18 protein-coding genes are annotated in these 16456 nt (G+C 33.8%); 10 read left to right on the top strand and 8 right to left on the bottom strand.

What is annotated here, in order from left to right; genetic code table 11:
- Positions 1 to 110 precede the first annotated feature (110 nt).
- The gene (locus AB1410_04225; GenBank protein MEW6455905.1) at positions 111 to 386 is read right to left on the bottom strand and encodes a hypothetical protein; all 276 of its coding nucleotides are present in this window, start codon (positions 384 to 386) and stop codon (positions 111 to 113) included.
- Positions 387 to 520: 134 nt separating this feature from the next.
- Between AB1410_04225 and AB1410_04220 the strand changes: the two genes are divergently transcribed.
- The 4 genes from AB1410_04220 to AB1410_04205 all read left to right on the top strand — a co-directional run bounded on the left by AB1410_04220 (position 521) and on the right by AB1410_04205 (position 3364).
- Positions 521 to 1039: an RNA polymerase sigma factor gene (locus AB1410_04220; GenBank protein MEW6455904.1), complete on the top strand. Its 519-nt coding sequence runs from the start codon at positions 521 to 523 to the stop codon at positions 1037 to 1039.
- A 5-nt stretch (positions 1040 to 1044) separates the two neighbouring features.
- Complete coding sequence (locus tag AB1410_04215) at positions 1045 to 1665, top strand: zf-HC2 domain-containing protein (GenBank protein ID MEW6455903.1); 621 nt, start codon at positions 1045 to 1047, stop codon at positions 1663 to 1665.
- A 14-nt stretch (positions 1666 to 1679) separates the two neighbouring features.
- Complete coding sequence (locus AB1410_04210) at positions 1680 to 2474, top strand: hypothetical protein (GenBank protein ID MEW6455902.1); 795 nt, start codon at positions 1680 to 1682, stop codon at positions 2472 to 2474.
- A gap of 116 nt (positions 2475 to 2590) precedes the next feature.
- Positions 2591 to 3364: an MBL fold metallo-hydrolase gene (locus tag AB1410_04205; GenBank protein ID MEW6455901.1), complete on the top strand. Its 774-nt coding sequence runs from the start codon at positions 2591 to 2593 to the stop codon at positions 3362 to 3364.
- Between the two features lie 215 nt (positions 3365 to 3579).
- Here AB1410_04205 and AB1410_04200 read toward each other — a convergent pair whose 3' ends face one another.
- Positions 3580 to 4212, bottom strand: a complete 633-nt coding sequence (locus AB1410_04200; GenBank protein MEW6455900.1) for a nucleotidyl transferase AbiEii/AbiGii toxin family protein — start codon at positions 4210 to 4212, stop codon at positions 3580 to 3582.
- Entirely contained in the window at positions 4161 to 4463 is a 303-nt protein-coding gene (locus AB1410_04195; protein ID MEW6455899.1) for a hypothetical protein, read from the bottom strand. Before AB1410_04195 ends, AB1410_04200 begins: the two co-directional genes overlap by 52 nt.
- A gap of 144 nt (positions 4464 to 4607) precedes the next feature.
- Between AB1410_04195 and AB1410_04190 the strand changes: the two genes are divergently transcribed.
- From AB1410_04190 to AB1410_04175, 4 genes are read left to right on the top strand one after another with little or no spacing between them, the layout of a single operon-like run.
- A complete protein-coding gene (locus tag AB1410_04190) occupies positions 4608 to 6218 on the top strand; it encodes an ATP-dependent DNA ligase (GenBank protein ID MEW6455898.1) in 1611 nt (536 codons plus the stop codon).
- A 42-nt stretch (positions 6219 to 6260) separates the two neighbouring features.
- The gene (locus AB1410_04185; GenBank protein ID MEW6455897.1) at positions 6261 to 7616 is read left to right on the top strand and encodes a pitrilysin family protein; all 1356 of its coding nucleotides are present in this window, start codon (positions 6261 to 6263) and stop codon (positions 7614 to 7616) included.
- 15 nt (positions 7617 to 7631) lie between these two features.
- Positions 7632 to 8948 carry a pitrilysin family protein gene (locus AB1410_04180; protein ID MEW6455896.1) on the top strand — a complete coding sequence of 439 codons (1317 nt, stop codon included), beginning with the start codon at positions 7632 to 7634 and terminating at the stop codon, positions 8946 to 8948.
- A gap of 6 nt (positions 8949 to 8954) precedes the next feature.
- Positions 8955 to 9374, top strand: coding sequence for a peptide chain release factor-like protein (locus AB1410_04175; GenBank protein MEW6455895.1), 420 nt, complete (start codon positions 8955 to 8957; stop codon positions 9372 to 9374).
- Positions 9375 to 9382: 8 nt separating this feature from the next.
- Here the strand turns inward: AB1410_04175 and AB1410_04170 are convergent, their stop codons facing one another.
- Complete coding sequence (locus AB1410_04170; protein ID MEW6455894.1) at positions 9383 to 12541, bottom strand: hypothetical protein; 3159 nt, start codon at positions 12539 to 12541, stop codon at positions 9383 to 9385.
- A gap of 388 nt (positions 12542 to 12929) precedes the next feature.
- Between AB1410_04170 and AB1410_04165 the strand changes: the two genes are divergently transcribed.
- Both AB1410_04165 and AB1410_04160 read left to right on the top strand, forming a co-directional pair.
- Positions 12930 to 13277 (top strand): DUF488 domain-containing protein, encoded by a 348-nt coding sequence (locus tag AB1410_04165; GenBank protein MEW6455893.1) that lies wholly within the window; start codon positions 12930 to 12932, stop codon positions 13275 to 13277.
- Positions 13278 to 13288: 11 nt separating this feature from the next.
- Complete coding sequence (locus AB1410_04160) at positions 13289 to 13459, top strand: hypothetical protein (GenBank protein MEW6455892.1); 171 nt, start codon at positions 13289 to 13291, stop codon at positions 13457 to 13459.
- A gap of 21 nt (positions 13460 to 13480) precedes the next feature.
- Here the strand turns inward: AB1410_04160 and AB1410_04155 are convergent, their stop codons facing one another.
- The 4 genes from AB1410_04155 to AB1410_04140 form a co-directional block, all read right to left on the bottom strand.
- Positions 13481 to 13717: a hypothetical protein gene (locus AB1410_04155; protein ID MEW6455891.1), complete on the bottom strand. Its 237-nt coding sequence runs from the start codon at positions 13715 to 13717 to the stop codon at positions 13481 to 13483.
- Positions 13718 to 13722: 5 nt separating this feature from the next.
- Entirely contained in the window at positions 13723 to 14049 is a 327-nt protein-coding gene (locus AB1410_04150; protein ID MEW6455890.1) for a c-type cytochrome, read from the bottom strand.
- 160 nt (positions 14050 to 14209) lie between these two features.
- Positions 14210 to 15772, bottom strand: a complete 1563-nt coding sequence (locus AB1410_04145; protein MEW6455889.1) for an NnrS family protein — start codon at positions 15770 to 15772, stop codon at positions 14210 to 14212.
- Between the two features lie 16 nt (positions 15773 to 15788).
- Positions 15789 to 16394 carry a TetR/AcrR family transcriptional regulator gene (locus tag AB1410_04140; GenBank protein MEW6455888.1) on the bottom strand — a complete coding sequence of 202 codons (606 nt, stop codon included), beginning with the start codon at positions 16392 to 16394 and terminating at the stop codon, positions 15789 to 15791.
- Positions 16395 to 16456 lie beyond the last annotated feature (62 nt).

The following is a 16456-nucleotide window of genomic DNA, read 5'->3' as shown; positions in this document are numbered from 1 at the left end:
AACAAAAAGCGTCTTCACTCATCAATTGGTTATTTATCGCCAGTTGAATTTGAAGATAGGTTGGGAAATGAGTTATATATTGAAAATGTGTCTTAATTTAGTGTCCACTTTTAGGGGTGCACTCCCACATGAGGAACTATTCCTTTTTTTCTCCCCTCTTCAATTCTTTTTAGGATTTTTTCTTTTTCTTCATAATCTCCTATTTTTTTCATTGAAAATAAATAGAAATCATTTTTTTCTTTTTTGAAGATAAAGAATGAACCAAAGGATACATCAGCAATATGGGCAAATTTTTTAAGGTAGTTCGAAATTAATATATCTAAAGAATCATTGGATTCCTGTAGGGAGATTAATTTTTCGATAAAAGCTTTTGATGTAATTGACATTTCTTTTTTTCCTTTTTTTGATTGTTTTTATTTAAGCACTTCTAATTTTATATGTCAAATAAATCATTATTTCAGGAAAAACCTGCTAATTTTTTGAACTTTATAGGAAAAATTCCAGTCTGTATAATTGAAGAATGAGAGATGAGGATTTAATTAGTATGTTCTTAGAAGGAGATATAAATTCATTTAATTACCTTGTAATTAGATGGAGAAACAAAATTTTTTCTTTATTGTACAGATTTACTGGTAGCAAGGAAGATGCAGAAGATCTCACTCAGGAGACTTTTGTGAAAGTGTTTAAAAATCTCAAGGCACTTAAGGATAAAAATAAATTTTCCTCATGGATTACATCTGTCGCATTGAATACTGCAAGAACTCATCTAAATCATAGGAAATCTTGTCATGAAGAATTAAACAAATTCGATTTTCATAAAGACTCAAATCAAAGCGATGTTAAAGAAGTTTTTGAAAATGCATTTAAACATCTTCCTGAAGATCAGAGGGAGGTTATCTTGCTAAAGGAATACCAGGGTTTTAGCTTCAAAGAAATTTCAGAGATTTTGAACATTCCCGAAGGAACAGCGAAATCAAGGATGTTTTATGGGTTAAAAAATCTAAAAAATTATCTCTCTCCAATTTTTGAAAGGAGGTAATCAAAATGGAATGTGAAATAAAACCTTATTTAATCGATTATATATATGATGAACTACCTGAAGAAAAAAAACATGAATTTGAAAATCATCTAAAGGGATGTGCTCAATGCAAAATTGATTTAGAAGAAATAAAAGATGCAAAAAATATCCTGGAGCAATGGAAAGCTCCTGAATCAGAAAAAACTTTTTTAGTTCCTATAAAGCAGAGAGAAAACATTGCCTTTTTTTATAAGTCACTTGCATATAGTCTTGCCGCAATTATTATTATAGTTTTCCTTTCAATTTCAAATTTTAATGTGAGCTTTGGCAAATTTTCATTGAATTTCGGTAAAACAAAAAATATAGTTCCTCAGGTTAATCAGGAAATAGCCCAGAAAGAATCTGAGAAAGAATTTGAAGAAAGAAGCCAGAAAGCTTTTTTAGAACTTTTAAATCGAATCGAAAAACAACAAAAGGAAGAAAGGCTTTTCTACATAAATACCTTAAATCAGCTTCTGACTAAATTTGAAGAAAAAAGAAGGGAGGATTTAATGAATTACTACAATGCAATCATGCTTTTAGAAAGCCAGAATAGAAAAATATTTGATTACATCGATTTAGTCAGAGCTGAACTAAAAACCTATTAAGGAGGGAAAGAGAGATGATTAAAAAAATAATTCTTCTTTTAGTGTTACTCCTTGTTATTTTTTATTTTATTCTTTTTTCTCAGACTCAAAAGTCAGATGTTTATGAAAAAATTTCTGTATTTTCCGGGATAATTGAAAAAGTAATAGATAAGAAATTTCCCAAAAAAGATGAATATTTATATGTTGATAGAATTAAAGTAACAGGGTTTCCTGTAGAAGAATTTGGTATTATCTTTATCCTGGATGCACCCTATCGAAGCTATACCTTATTAAGAATAGACATGGAAAAAACAAGAGAAGAATTGGAGAAAACTAAAAAACTAATGGAGATAACTAAAATCGAGCAGGAAAAAGCAAAAAAAGAGATGGAAAAAGCTTTAAAAGAAATCGAAAAAGTTCAGAAAGAGGAAATTTCAAAAGCAAAAAAAGAGGAACCAACTAAAAAAGAGCGAAAAGAAATAGAAGTAGAAGTAAAAGGTGTTGTTGGAGGTGTTGAAGGAGGGGTTGTTGGAGGGCTTCTCTATCCATCTGAGAGAGAAAAAGAAAAGAAAGAATTGGAGAAAAAAGCCATTGAAAACTTAAAAGAAGCTCTTATTAAAACCACCGCAGAGTATGGGGGTATCTTAAAAAACATCCAGAAAACTGACTGGATCTTATTTACTGTATTTTTTGGTAAAGAATATTATCCAATTTCTGAAAGAGAAGTAAAGTTCATCCTTAAAGTGAAAAAAGAAAATGTCGATAAATACATAGATGGGAAAATCTCTTACGAAGATCTAAAAAAATTTTTTCATTTGGAACTTTTTTAATTCACTAATAGGAAAAATTTTTTGATTTCGAGGGAAAAAATAGATTAATCTTCTAATTACCCAATCTTTATTAAAAATAATTCTGTAAAAATTAATTTATTGATAAAATATTTAATGTGGAAATATATTTTTTAGGAACTGCATCAGGACAATCAACATCTAAAAGAGATAACACCTCCCTGTTGGTTAAAGTGTTCAATGAAGTTTTTCTGATTGATTGTAGTGGAAGCCCTGTTAAGAAAATTTCCCAGGTTGGGATTGATTTTATGAATATTAATAACATTCTAATAACTCATGTTCACCCTGACCATATCTATGGGCTTCCCTCCCTTGTCCATCAAATGTTACTTAAAAAGAGAAAAAGGGAACTTAACATTTTCTGTCCTGAGAAATCTGACAGTTTCCTCCATGCATTTTTAAATCTATTTTTTGAAAAAGCTAAAAATGGATTCAAAATAAACATATCACCTGTTAGACTTGTTGAGAAAATAAAAATAATCGACTCTGATCATTATGAAATTTTCAGTTTTTCAGTAGAACATGGAATCGAAGCAATAGGATTCAAAATAGTCGAGAAAAACGGAAAATCCATGGTATATTCAGGAGATACAAAACCCTGCTTAAATATTATTAAAAATGCTCTTGATTGCGATTTATTAATACACGAAAGCACTTTTCCCCATCAGTATGAGGAAGAGGTTAACAAAGGAGGGCATACTACATCATTTCAGGCAGGAGAGATCGCATCTTTAACCAGAGCAAAAAAATTAATTCTAACCCATTTCGATTCATTGTGTGAAAATAAGGAATCCATATTATTAAAAGAAGCGAGCGTAATGTATAAAAATGAAATTCTTCTCTCTTTTGATATGATGCGAATCGAAATTTGAAAATTTAGTTATAGTGAACAGCATAAATAAGGTGACATTTTCTTCGTAGGGCAACCCTTTAGAACCTACCCCGAACCTTGCCCTGAACTTGTTTCATGGGTTGATTCGGAGGTTGCTTTTTGCAAGGCTAAAGTCTTGCCCTACATCTATTTATTTTTAACGTTCCCTATAATTCCATATTTGAATGAAAGAATCTCCCTTCTAAAACTTTAGAATCAAATATTTTTTAAAAATGAAAAATTTTTTATTTCATTTTCAAAATAAATTTTTATTTCATCCCAGTTAACCTTTACTAACATATCTGGCATTGGCTCTCTTTCGGCATCTTCAAAATAGACCAAACTTTTTATTATATGACTCTTATTGTATTCAATCTCCCTGTATTTTTTATCAAATAGATTTAACAGCTCCTCCAAAGAAATAACCTCTTTACATATAAAATACAGGTCGATAAAATCTCGCTTGTTTCCTCTGCTGGAAATAGAGGAAATCTTCATTAAAGCAATATCAATAATATCAGCAACATTGACATTTTTAAAATTTTTTAATTGTTTCAAAAGTGGATATTGATAGGTAAAGAAGCTAATTCTTACATTATTCAAAGTTCCTATTACAGTTCCCCACTCTTCTCTTATTAATTTAAACTTACCTCTTTTTTTGATTTTCTGAATTATTTCTTCAGTGTTTATCTCTTTTTGGGAGAAAAAATCTAAATCATCTGAAATTCGATGTTTTAAATGAAAAGATAGGCCAGTGCCTCCTGCTAAATAGAAATTTTTTAACACATTTAATTTTTTTAGTAATTCCAGAACTTCTCTTGTCTCTTTTGTGAGGATTTCTTCATACATTCAATTTCCTTGAAAGGAATCTCTAATACAATGCTCCATAGGTTTGCTGTCTTTTTCGATATATTTCTACTCTTTTTAACAACTTCTTTCACTTTTTCTGTTCCATAATAATCAATCATCCATTCTGTAGCCTTTTCATCTCCGAATTCTAAAAGCCTTTCTATTACATAAAAGCTAAACTTTTCAAAATCAAGAGACTTAAAATCAATATCCCAGAAATAAGTTTTAAGCTCTTCCTTTCCTACATTCATCTTTTTTCTAATAAATATTATATTACAGTAAATAAAATAGTTAAAGAAGCTTTAATCTTGGGTAATATTTTTTGATGAATTGGAAAAATAGAAAAAATATCTTGATAAATGACTCCATAACTATTAATTTAAAAGGAGAGTCTAATGGTATTAAATAATACAGCTTTCAGGGATTTAGTGAGTTTGTGTGAGAAACTTGAAGCTACTACCAAAAAATTGGAGAAAACTCGATTAATCAGTGATTTCTTACATTCTTTGAAAGAAGAAGAAATCCCTCCAGCCGTATTATTGATTGTCGGACATATTTTCCCCGATACTGATCCTCGCACTTTGGAGGTCAGCTGGCGCACCATTCAGAGGGTAAAAAGAGACTTAAAGAAAAAACCATCTCTTGGCAAGTCTCTCACCATTTTGGAGGTTCATAATTATTTTGCTGAAATCGCAGCCGCCTCTGGCCGGGGATCACGACAGAAGAAGTATACCTTATTAACTAATTTGTTCGCTCGATTAAGCCCTGCTGAAGAAAGATATGCGATAAAAATTATTTTTGGCGAGATGCAGCACGGAGTAAGTGAAGGAGTAATGATGCAAGCCATAGCACAAGCAGTAGGTACATCCTTGGTATCGGTAAGACGAGCCTGCATGTTCACCGGTAACTTGGGAGAAGTGGCAAGAGTCGGAATGGTCACAGGAAAGGAAAAACTGGAGAGAATCAACCTGCAACTTTTCCAACCCATCCAACCCATGTTGGCAGAACTGGCCGAGGATTTTACCCAAGTCTTTACCGAACATGGTGGGAAGAGTGCACTCGAATATAAATTCGACGGTGCCCGGGTACAGATCCACAAGCAAGGTGAAAAAATTAAAATTTACAGTAGACATCTGAGCGATGTCACCGATAGTTTACCGGAGATAGTAGAACTGATAAGAAAAGAGGTGAAAGTCCATACTGCCATACTGGATGGAGAAGTGATCGCTGTCGGCGACAAGGATCGACCCCTGCCCTTCCAGGAATTGATGCGCAGGTTCAGACGAGTACACAATATAACCAAAATGATGCAGGAAGTTCCTGTCAAACTCTATCTGTTTGATTTAATCTATGTGGAAGGAAATCCTCTCATTGATATTCCCTACCAAAAGAGATGGGAGTATCTATCGCAAATTTGCAACAGGTATCTGTTAACTAATAGAATTGTTACCGATAATCAGGAAGAAGCAGAGCGCTTCCTCAAAGGCGCCATGAAACTGGGTCATGAGGGACTGATGGCTAAATCCTTAGAGAGCACTTACACCCCAGGTGCCAGGGGCAAAAAGTGGTTCAAGATCAAACCGGCTGAGCATCTGGATCTTGTAATTGTGGCTGCAGATTGGGGCTACGGCCGACGAACAGGCTGGCTTTCCAACTATCATTTGGCTGCAAGAGATGAAAAATCTGGAGAGTTCTTGGTGGTGGGTAAAACCTTTAAGGGTATGAGTGATCAGGAGTTCACGGAGATAACGCAAAAGCTCCAGAGGCTCAAAATCTCCGAGGATGAGTATACTGTTTACGTGAAGCCTGAAATTGTTGTGGAAATCGCTTACAACGAAATTCAACGCAGCCTCCACTACAGATCAGGATTTGCCCTGCGCTTTGCACGGGTCATGCGCATCAGGGATGACAAGAGCCCGCAGCAAGCCGATACCATCGAAAGGGTGAGAAAATTATATGAAAAACAATTCAAGCGCAAGGCAAAAACCAAAGTTGGATTCAAGTAAAACTTTACTTGCATCCAAATTATTATTAAAATGATGAAAAGTATGGTTCTTAAAAGAAACAAGTTATTCTTTCTATTTTTTGTAATATTATTATGGATCTTTTCATCAGCCCAGAGCCAAGAAGAGAATAAATATTTTATCATGAAAAATGGGATGAAAATCTTTCTTCAGGAGAGACATTCTCTTCCATTAGTAAACATTGTTACTGCAGTTAACGCTGGTTCTAAGAATGAAAATGATAATAACAATGGGCTTTCTCATCTCCTTGAACATCTGATACTATTCAGAGGAACAGAATACAGAACCGGACAGCAAATCGGAGAGGACATAAGAAGATATGGAGCGTATTTCAATGCCCATACAGGTTTAGATTTGACAACTTTTGAAATTTCAGTTCCGTCTGAATACATTGATTTTGCCCTGAAAAATCAAAAAGAAATTCTGTTCAATTTAAAACTATCTGAAGAAGAGGTGGAAAATGAGAAAAAGATTATTATCGAAGAAATCAACGATAATTTAGACGACCCGAAAAAATATGCAACATCGATTCTCTTTCAGGAACTTTTCAAAGATCATCCTTACATGAATCCAGCATATGGAAAAAAGGAAATAATTGAGAATGTAAATCTTGAACAGATTGAACAATTTTACAATAAATACTTCAGGTCTGATAATTGCGCTATGACTATCATAGGAGATTTTAATCTAAGCCAGGTAGAAGAAAAAGTAAGAGGCCTTTTTGAGAATGTTATTACTGAAAAATCTCCATCCGAAAAATTCGAAATTGCTCAGCTCTTAAAAAAGGATGTTCAAATTGAAAAGGAAATGGATGTAAATCAATGTTATTTAGTTGTGGGGATGGTTGGTCCTGATTTTAATCATCCGGACCAATATGCAATGGATGTATTAACAAGAATCATCGGCTCTGGCTTTAATCCCAGACTGGCAGAATTTTTAAGGGGAAGAAACATTATACTCAACTCCATCTCAATGGATTATATATCAAATAAGTATGGAGGAGCCATAATCATTCATATAACTCTTGAGCAGAAATATTTAAGAAGAGCGATAAGAGAAATAATAAATTTCCTTAAACAGGCAAAAGAAGCTAAATACTCTCTACAAGATTATCTTCCAGAAGAACAGATGAATGTAATAGATTATTTAGAGAGTGCCAAAAATCGAATTAAATTAGATTTTCAGCATGCTCAGGAAACAGCCCTATCTATTGCCAGAGCAATAGCTCAATTTTTAATCCTAAATGAGGATGAATCAAGGGGAAATTACATAGAAAATATTTCGAAGATTACAACTTCTGGGTTAAGGAAAGTTTCTGATAAATATTTTAACCAAGGAAAATTTGTGATTGTCTCTATAACTCCTAAGAAAAAAGAATAATATTATTTAACTAAGATGAGGATTAAAAAAAGATTTTTTCCAATTCATCTCCTTCCTTTCATATTTTTATCGTCCTCTCTTCTTTCCTATCCCGGAACTGGAAATTTTATTTTGAAAAATCTGAACAAAAAAGTTTTAAACAATGGTTTAACTATAATAACTCAGAACGACAACTTTTCTAAACTTACTGTAATGCAGATTCTTGTCAAAGGAGGAACTTCAATCGAACCCCCTGAGAAAAATGGGATAGCCTATCTTACAACAAGATTATCCATAGAAATCCCAGATTGGAGTAAAGTTCAAATCCTGACTGAATCATCCTCAGGAATTTCTCTGAACTGCACCGGAGATTACTCTCTTATAACCTTAAAATGTCTTTCAGAAAAATTCGAGGAGACTTTAAGCATAATTTGTAAATCTATGACAGATCCTCTCTTTTCATCCTTGAGAATAAACAGAATTAAAGATTATATGACCGATCAAATCAAAGCTGAACAGGATAACCCGGCTCAAATGGCCTACAACGCTTATCTTAAAGGTTTATATAGAGATACAGGATATGGAAATCCAGTCTTTGGCACAGAAGAATCCCTTAAAAAAATAAAAAAAGGAGACATTAAAAATTTCTATGGTAATTTTTTCAAAGCTGGAAACATGATTATCGTTGTTTCTTCTGATTTAGATAATGAGAAATTAATTGAGATTATCCAAAAATATTTTTTAAAATTCCCTCCGGGAAAACCACATGGGATAACAACCTTTAAAATGCGAGCTTTGAAAAATAACTTCTTCTTTGAAAAAGAAAAAAAGCAATCCTTTATTTCAATCGGGTATCCTCTCAGGGAAGCAAATCCAAAAAATTTTATATTAGCCACTCTTTTAGAAACTTTGCTCGGGAAGGGAATTAACTCAAGGCTCTGGCAGCTTAGACATAAAGAAAAATTAGCCTACAATGTTGGCTCCAAAGCAATTTCGATGAAGCATGGAGGAATCATTGAAACTTACATAGAAACTCAAAATGAAAAAAGAGAAATTACTTTAGAAGCATTAAAAAAAGAGCTTCAGGATTTAAGAGAAAAAGGGCTAACTGAGGAAGAATTGAACATTACTAAAATTAATGCTAAAGCAAATTTTTTAAGGCTGAACGAAACTAAAGATAAAAGAACAAGAACCCTTGCATTTTTTGAGGCTTTAGGACTCGGATATGATTTTTTCAATAAATTTTTTGATGAGCTGGACAAAATTAATCTTCAAGAAATCGATGAGTTCATTCGTGAATGTATTTCACCGGAAAAAGAAATACAGGTAATAATCGGGCCAAAAAAGGATTAAATTAAAATGACCGATTTTGGCGTCAGTAGAGATAAAGAGAAGGCTCTTTTAGAAAAGATGGAACGACTGGGAATTTTTGAAAAAGATCTCGTGGAAAAATTCATTCGTTCTGGAGGGAAAGGGGGTCAGAAAGTAAATAAAGCCTCCACATGCGTATATCTCAAGCATCTTCCTACAGGTATAGAAGTAAAATGTCAGAAGGAAAGATATCAGTCTATAAACCGATTCTTAGCCCGTAGAATTCTTATTGAAAAAATAGAAAACATGATTCTGGAAAAACAGAGCGAAGAGCAGAAAAGGATAGAAAAAATAAGAAGGCAAAAGCGAAAGAGATCAAAGAGAGCAAAACTAAAAATTCTCGAAGAAAAAAGAAGGCATTCAGAAAAAAAGAGGCTCCGCTCTTTCCGTCCTTCTCTTGATGAATAAACGTTTAACTACATAACCTCAATTTTTTTACCGGGGATTAAATAAGGGATATTGCTTTCTCTTATCAACTTATTTAAGTCCGGAATCGATTTTTCAATAGTCTCGTTTAACTCTGTTATGACTTGTTTTGTCTGCTGGGAAACTTTTTCAACCTGCTCCAGTTGAGGAGGGGTGGGAATATCAATATAACTGTTAATAGCAAAATAGAGCATGGATGCTCGACCTCTAATTGCCCTGCTTCTCATCATAAAGTCATCTGGCTTGCCTATCAATTTTCCTTTGATCTCATCCAATTTCTTCAGAACTTTTTCTATTTCTGAGTTTAAAGTCTCTGGAGCATCTTTAAAGTTTTTTAAAGTTTTTTGAAGGTTTTTTAGCTGGTCTTCAAGGTTTTTTATTGAATTATCTGCCTCTCGAATTGAAGTATTAAGTTGAAATAATTTCATAAGAGTATCATGATAGAATTTATAATTTTCTTCTAAGATTTCATAAACGGGGTTGAGCTCAACTCTTACAGTTTTTGTCATCTCCTTTCCTGCTGCTTCAAGCTTTACCGTGTATTCTCCAGGAAGAACAAATGGTGAAAGAGGCCCCCTGAAAAACCCTCTCTGCTCCTGTTCTGGAACAACCGGAGGTTCATAACGTAAGTCCCAGTTTATTCTGTTTATTCCTTGTTCATTTGTTCCTTTTAACTGACGAATCTTTTTTCCATCTTTATCAAAAATTGTTATTTTTACCTCGGCCTTCTCTTTATCCTTATCTTTAATTCTTTCTCTCAGGTAGTAACTGAGGAGAGCACCAAAAGGAGGGTTCGGTGCGGTGAAAAATTTATGTCCTGTACTTCCTTTATGGCTGTATGGATTAAAAATAGTTGCTGGTTTTATATCAAAAAGAAAACAATCAGAAGAAAGAACCTTTTCAGTTAAGCTTTCAAGAGGAGTGATGTCATCCAGTATCCATACACTTCTACCATGGGTTCCAAAAATAAGGTCATTTTCTCTCGGATGAATTGCAATGTCATCTACAGGGACTGTTGGCAGATTTCCCTTGAATCGAATCCACTTCTCACCCCTGTTTAAAGAGAAATTGGCTCCAAATTCAGTTCCAACGAAAAGAAGATTTGAGTTTTTAAGACTCTCTCTGATTACGTTAACAGTATGTCCATGAGGAAGATTACCCACAATTGATTTCCAGTTCTCACCGTAATCAGAGCTCACAAACACATAAGGAGTAAAATCATTGCTTCGGTGCCCGTCAAAAGTAACGTAAACAGTTCCTTCTTTAAATCGGGAAGCAACCACTCGACTGACATAAGTATTCGGAGGAACTCCTTTAATTCGGCCTGTTAAATTTTCCCAGGTTTTTCCACCATCCTTTGAGACTTGAACATATCCATCATCAGTTCCCACATACAGTAATCCTTCTTTTAGCGGTGATTCAGAAATTGTTATTATAGTTCCATAATGGAGAACTCCGTCATTCCTTGAAAGTGTATTTTCATTTAGAATAACTCCCATTATGGGCAACTTATCTCTGTCCTGATTGGTGGTAAGATCCGGGCTTTCAGCCCATGTTTCTCCTCTGTCGGTTGATTTAAACAATTTATTTCCACCATAATAAATCGTCTTTGGATTATGAGGAGAAATCAGTATAGGCGAGTTCCAATTAAAGCGATATTCCTCCTTCTCATCTTTTGGAACAGGTCTTATAGAACGTCTCTCATCGGTTTTCAAATTAAAGCGCATAAGATTCCCATCCTGAGATTCAACATAAACTATCGTATGGTCAGTCGGGTCAACCTGAGCATAGAAACCATCTCCGCCACCAACATTGTACCAGTCTTCATTTGTTATACCTACACGATAACGAGTTGCGCTCGGGCCAGCCCAGCTTCCATTATCCTGCAATCCACCATATACATAGTATGGCTTACGCATATCAAAACCGATTTCATAGAACTGACCAAGAGGGATTGTGTTAATAAAATCCCAGCTTCTTCCCGTATCATAAGATATATGGATTCCTCCGTCTGAACCAAGAACCATATGATTTGAATCAGCCGGGTTAATCCACAAAGCATGATGGTCTCCATGGATCATTCTTATCCAATCTGTCCTGAATGTCTTTCCCCCATCTTCTGAAAAATACATCTGAGCGCCAAGAACCCAGATTCGCTGGTCATTGTTCGGGTCTATTCTTATCTGACTGTAATACATCGGCCTTGGATTTGTGCTGCTTATTTTCTTCCAGGTCTCTCCTTTATCCTCTGAGCGGAAAACTCCACCCTCTTTATTTTCAATAATGGTATACACAATGTTCGGGTTTTTCCTGTAAACATCGACGCCTATTCTTCCGGTGTCACCTGAGGGCAATCCTTCTGTTAACTTCTTCCATGTTTCTCCACCATCGATTGATTTATAAAGAGCACTATGGGGACCGCCTCCATTAAACCCATAGGCGGTTCGCCTTCTTTGATAAGCTGCTGCATAAATAATGTTAGGGCTCTCATAATCCATTGCCACATCAATTACTCCAGTATCTTCATTGATAAATAAGACGTTTTTCCATGTTTTTCCGCCATCTGAGGTTTTGAATAATCCTCTTTCTTTGTTAGGTCCCCAGAGACGTCCTGCAGCAGCCACATAAACTACATCCGGATTTTTAGGATCGATGACAATTCGACCTACGTGATGGGAATCCTTTAATCCCATGTTAATCCATGTTTTCCCACCATCCATCGATTTATAAACGCCATTTCCCCATGAAGAACTCTGACGATTGTTGGCCTCACCTGTTCCAACCCATACAATGTTCGGGTCAGAAGGAGCAACAGTAATATCCCCTATCGTGCTCACACTTTCATTATCAAAAATTGGTTCCCATGTTATTCCATTGTTAATCGTTTTCCATACTCCTCCTGAAGCTGTTGCGACATAGATAATATTTGATTGATTTTCAACAACAGCAAAATCATCAACCCTGCCTCCCATGTTGGCAGATCCAATGCATCTCCACATAAGACCTTTGATGAGTGATTCATCCAAAGTAAAAAATTGCTGAACTGGAATTGATGGTTTCTTTTCCGCAGAAAAACCCAGTGAGACTATCAAAAATAAAATTAAAACTAATAACAAAGTAATTTTTTTAAAACGCAAAAAAATTCTCATTTTATCTCTACCTCCTTTTATTGACATAATATAAAAAAAGAATGCCCATTTTCAAGAGTTCTTTTAATTAAAACTTTATCGATCTTCACAATTACTTTAATATTTTGATTATCCAGTTAATTTTGTTTTTTATCTAAATTTTTTTTTTATAATAATTTGAGAATGATTATATATAAAAATTTTTATGGAATTTTGAAAAAAAATATTTAAATAATTGTGAGGAGATAAAAATGAATTATATAATGTGCCCGAGATATTGGATGGCGTATTCTGGGTCGGAGTGAAAGATTGGAACAGTTGAAGTAAATGGTTCTCCTTCATCTGATGACTACAAAAAAATAATTGAAATAGGTAAGGAGCTCTGTAATAGAATAAAAAGATAAAGGAAATGATAAGAATCAAAAGAATTTATAATACACCAGCTGAAGACGATGGCTTTAGAATACTTGTAGATAGATTATGGCCGAGGGGTTTGAATAAAGAAAGGGCAAAGATAGATTTGTGGCTGAAAGAGATAGCACCGAGTAATGAATTAAGAAAGTGGTTCTCGCATAATCCTAAAAAGTGGGATGAATTCAAAAAAAGATACTTTAAAGAATTAGATTCTAAAAAAGAGCTTGTAAATCTTATCCTAAAAAAGGCAAAAGAAGCAAACATAACCCTCTTATATGGAGCTAAGGATGAAGAATTTAACAATGCTATGGCATTGAAAGATTATATCGAAATCAAAATATAGGAGGTAATATTATGAGAAGTAAAAACTTTATTTCTTTAACAGGTATTTTCGTTATCATTTTAATAATAACTCTCCCTGTGCCTAATAAGCTTTTTGCCCATTGTGACACAATGGATGGTCCAGTTGTAAAAGCTGCAAAAAAAGCCCTTGAAACAGGAATAGAAAGGTTTAATAAAGCGTAAGCTCCAAAAAATGCTAAATGTCTATGAGCAACAGTAATCTGATTGCCATGTGTGTAGTAATTTATAGCCGGAAGTTAATTTATGACAATCAAGACACCCTTTTTCTCTGATTAGCTTTTCTCCAATCAAATTTTCATCTGTTTTTTGAAGTTCCATCTCCCTATATTTTTTAAGATATTTTCTATCTTGAGGAGGCCAATCATTGTTATCTATTTCGCTTACCCATTTTAAAAACAAAATTAGATTATTTATTTCCATTTCATTTAAATATTGATTGGGCATTTTACGATAGGAAGAGGCAAAATATTTTCCTGGATTTTCCACTCTTTTTTAATTCCATCATAACCCAGCCTTGCGTAAACCTTTGTCATGTCAGGGGCATAGTATCCTCCGAATCCAAGGATAGTATGGCAATCATTGCAGTTATATTTTTCCCATACTTTTTTTCCAGCGATTACTTCTGTAGAAAGATTCTGGCTGTTTGTCAGAGCCTTAATTTTGCCATGAGAGTCAAAAGTGAGTATCATGAAAAGTAGCAAGGATATCAAAGTCCCTAAAATAAAAACTAATTTATAGACCTTTGCGTTCATCTAACCTCCTACCAATAATTTAAAAACAATAAAAAATTAAAAAAATTTTCTCAGACAGCACACTGAAGGGGTATGGGGAAGGTATCTTCCCCATGTCTGGGGGGTGCTCAGCGAAGCGTCTAAGGGGGGCTTGCCCCCATAGGGAAAGTGTTGTGTCACATCAAAATAACGAAAGGTATTTAAGTGACACAACACTAGGAGTCATATTTTTATACATCTCATAACCCCACAAAAATAATGCGATAACCTCTATAAAGCCACTGAATCCCATTATTGAAAAAGCAGTTTTGGGAATAAAATCTGTTAACGTCTCAGAGGTAATTCTTAATATATTTCCTGCATTGATTAACACAAAAGGAATCATTAATGAATTAAGGGATAAAACATCTTTACCTGAAAGCATGGGAATTATCTTACTTGAGACTCCCATTATCATCATAGTTATAAACCCCACAGTAAATGCATGTCTGTAAGAGCCCCAGAAAGCATGGGAGAAGCTTTGATTTGTTAATGAATTATAAAAAGGAAATAGGAGAAGCATTAATACTGACACTACAAGCCATGAATAAGAGGCTCTTATAAATTTTAAGCTTCTATCTTTTTCAGAAATTTTTTTAAGAATTCCAAATTTGAAAAACAGGGTTAATGAACAGACAAAAAATATCGGATAAGATATTTCAACGCCAATCCCAAAAATATGGTTTTTAGTTGATCTCAAAAGATAAAGAAAAATTATTTCGCTCACGATGAATAGAATCATCATTGCAAAAAGAATATTGGAAAGCTTTTTTGAAATCTCATTGAACCCGAATGCAGTGGGAAGCAACCTCTGACTTACTCCAAATATCATCATTCCAGCGAATCCTATCAACTGAATGTCACGAAGGGGACCAGATAAAATAGAGACTTTTTCTACTAAAGAATCAAAGCTTTTAGCCGATGAAATAGAATAAAAATATCCTATATTAAAAATAGATTGAACTAAGAAGAAAAAGAATGATGCAAAAACAAATTTTCCATGAGCCTCAACTTTTTTACCTGATTTTTTTATTGTTTTTACAATTATTAAAATAAAAAGAAAAATTGCTGCTGTTTCCAAAAACCCAGAAAATATACCAAGAGAAATTGTAAAAGTAGAGGGATTTAACAATTGAGCTGGGAAATATAGAATTATTCCTGAAATCATCAGATAGAACGTAAGAGAAGCCAGTCTTGCATTCCATAGCGTACTGTATGCAAATCTTGGGAATGCCTGATATGCAAAACCCATTATAAATAAGGCTACCCAACCTGCAACCATTGCATGGGCATGGGCTATTGTATATTTCAAAGGAAGGGCAAAAAAAGAACCCTTTAATGAAATGTACGCTAAATTTATGGCACCAAATAAACACCCAATCGTAAGAACTATAACTATCGCTGCTTTAAAGAATCTTTTATAGAGTATATCTCCTAATGTTTCTTTGTATAATAAAGCATCTATAGATTTCGGCTTGCTTTTAACAGCTTCGTTTAATTCCTCCAACAATGCTTTCTCATCTACTTTATGAACTTTTGAAAAAAATTCAACAGTTTCCGGTGGACCTAAAGGACCTCCACAGCCTTTTAAACCATATCTATCAAAGATTTCCCTTGTTTGAGGAAATTTTAAAATGATCTCAGGAAGAGTCATATGTTTATTTATTATTATTTCCTCATTTTTATGCTGTTTTGATTCATTCATTTTAGCTCCTTACTATTTAAAAATATTCATTTATTTTCATTGCTGTAAATGCTTTAGCTTTTAGAATATTTAAAGAATAATTCTGAATTTTTTTGATTACTTCCTGTTTTTTTAATTTAATAAAATTCTGTTTCATAAAAAATATTGTTCTTATCATCATTCCTATTACCGCAGATGCAGCTAAATTCTCATCATCTTTTTTAAACTCCCCTCTTTCCATCCCTTCTTTTATAACCTGAATGAAAATATCTTTGGGAGCTACTATATTTGAAGGTAATTTAGAAAACTCAGTTTGATGCCCCCATATTACGTATTGATAGATGAGTTCCTGTTTTTCAGCAAATTCAAAAAACTTATTTATGAGCTTTAAAAGTTTTTTTTCTGATATATCATCCTGTCTTACCTCATCTTTGAGGGCTTGGGAGAACAAATTCATACTTGAAATAAACAATTTTAATGAGATATCTTTCTTGCTTTTAAAATGTCTGTAAATAGTTCCCTCGGCAATGCCGGCTTTTTTTGCAATTTCCTTTGTTGTGGTTCCCTTAATTCCTTTCTCGACAAAAAGCTTTAAGGAAGTGCTACTTATTAATTCCTTTTTTGATTCTGTCTTTCGTTTCATAATTACTTAATTTATGAGTGAGTATTCACTCATTTTTATTTTAATAAAAAATATTCCTTCTG

This window comes from Acidobacteriota bacterium (assembly GCA_040756905.1).
Lineage (GTDB): Bacteria > Acidobacteriota > Aminicenantia > JBFLYD01 > JBFLYD01 > JBFLYD01.
Note: the sequence above shows the minus strand (reverse complement) of the source record. Positions and strands in the feature narration are given on the sequence as shown.